Here is a 1828-nt window from a genome sequence, read left to right as displayed (position 1 = left end):
CTACATCGGATAAGGTTTTGATATATCCGAGTCCACGGACAATATAGCCGGCACCGTTCATCTCAAACTTGCGGCCGCCCACATCATTGTTATTGCTTTTTACCGCTTTCAAAACCTGCGATAGGGGGATATTATAGTAATTGAGCTTATGCGGATCGATAGTAACCTGGTATTGCTTTTCAAAGCCACCAAAAGAGGCCACTTCACTAACACCCGGCACGGTTTGCAGCCCCAGCTTTACATACCAGTCCTGCAAGGCACGTTGCTCGCCCAGATCCATGCTTTTGGCATCCAGTGTATACCATAGAATATGGCCCACTCCTGTACCATCCGGCCCAAGGGTTGGCGTAATGCCTTTTGGTAATAAGCGCTGTGCGTAATTTAACCTTTCCAATACCCGGCTGCGTGCCCAGTATATATCGGCTTTATCTTCAAAAACGATATAGACGAAGCTCATCCCGAACATGGAAGTGGCACGGATAGCTTTTACCTTTGGGATACCTTGCAGGTTACTCACCAATGGGTAAGTCACCTGGTCTTCCATAATTTGCGGACTGCGGCCCTGCCACTCAGTAAATACGATCACCTGATTTTCTGATAGATCGGGGATAGCATCGATGGGGTTTTCTTTAACCGCGTAGATGCCCCACGCAAAAAGAGCGGCCGCAATCAGGAGAACGATATACCTGTTTTTTAAGGACAGGGAAATGAGTTGATTAATCATCGTAATAGGTTTAATAAGGCCGGAACCGGAGCCCCGGCCTTAAATAAATTACATTTTCATTTTCATGGAATCCGCTTTCTTTTTAGCTGGTTCTTTTTTAACCAGCGTCATGCCACATTTAGGGCATTTGCCGGGTTTATCGCTCAACACTTCAGGATGCATGGTACAGGTATACTCTACTTTTGCAGGTTTTACTTTTTTTGTTTTAGTGGTATCAGATACCGCTGTGGTTGAATGTGAAGCAAAAACAGTTGCGGTTGAAAACAGGATGGCTACAGCCATTAACGTTACTTTTTTCATGAATTTTAATTGATTATGGTTTGATGATTAATTGCACGTTTAAAATCAGGCAGGGTCTACTTTTGACAGGTAATAATTGATGCTATATTGTTGATGAATAGCGTCGTAACCCAAAAGGTCGCTGTCTGTCCTGAACCGGGTATCCAGCACCTCAAATGCCTGGCCATTTTTATATACCTTCTTTAAGTTTTCCAAGGTAAGCAGGTAAACTTTGTCGGAGCCCTTTACACTGAAATAATGGGTGATGATCGGTTTGAAAAGGTTAAGCTTATCTCCGGCTCGTTGACGCTCGTAAATAATAATAGCGCCGCGTTCCAAAACCTTAAAATCAGAAATGCGAAGATGTTTTATGGCAACAGGTGAATCCTGGGCTAAAGTAATATTTGAAGTATGAAGGTTGCTGGCTTGCACTAATGATCTTGATAAAAGAAGGGCAAGTAATATGATTGAAAATTTGAGCGTTTTCATTTTTTAGAATATAATATGTAGCCACTGAAATTGTTCAGCAACAAATTGATGGATAGAAAATATTGATTAATAAATAAAATAGCCTAATTCGCCCGAAAGGCAATTAAACAATAGAAGAGAAGTACCGGAGGTATTAAATTCTGTAGTTAGAATAGAGGATGTAAAGCGGGGCACGCCGGACAGGAGGGGCTTGACTGTTGTAGGCGCTTACCTCTTTTAAAGTAATACTTTCCAGCGAAGCAGGAACGAAAAATACAGGGATAATTAAAGCAAATGAGTTTTTTAAACTCAAACCGGTTTGGGCCGAGACGTGATTGTCTTTTACTTTAATATTTG

At 41.8% G+C, this 1828-nt stretch carries 4 protein-coding genes; all 4 read right to left on the bottom strand.

Going from position 1 to position 1828, the window contains the following annotated elements; translation table 11 throughout:
- Positions 1-724: efflux RND transporter permease subunit (locus VF500_RS21540; RefSeq protein ID WP_330861657.1), on the bottom strand; the 724-nt coding region annotated here is incomplete at its 3' end.
- A gap of 48 nt (positions 725-772) precedes the next feature.
- Complete coding sequence (locus VF500_RS21535) at positions 773-1024, bottom strand: heavy metal-binding domain-containing protein (protein ID WP_330861656.1); 252 nt, start codon at positions 1022-1024, stop codon at positions 773-775.
- Positions 1025-1069: 45 nt separating this feature from the next.
- Positions 1070-1492, bottom strand: a complete 423-nt coding sequence (locus VF500_RS21530) for a hypothetical protein (RefSeq protein WP_330861655.1) — start codon at positions 1490-1492, stop codon at positions 1070-1072.
- Positions 1493-1625: 133 nt separating this feature from the next.
- A partial coding sequence (locus tag VF500_RS21525) for a hypothetical protein (RefSeq protein ID WP_330861654.1) occupies positions 1626-1828 on the bottom strand: 203 nt, incomplete at its 5' end.

The organism is Mucilaginibacter sp. (assembly GCF_036383575.1).
Taxonomy (GTDB): domain Bacteria; phylum Bacteroidota; class Bacteroidia; order Sphingobacteriales; family Sphingobacteriaceae; genus Mucilaginibacter.
The sequence above is the reverse complement of the archived record's forward strand: the minus strand, read 5'-3'. Positions and strand labels throughout refer to the sequence as shown.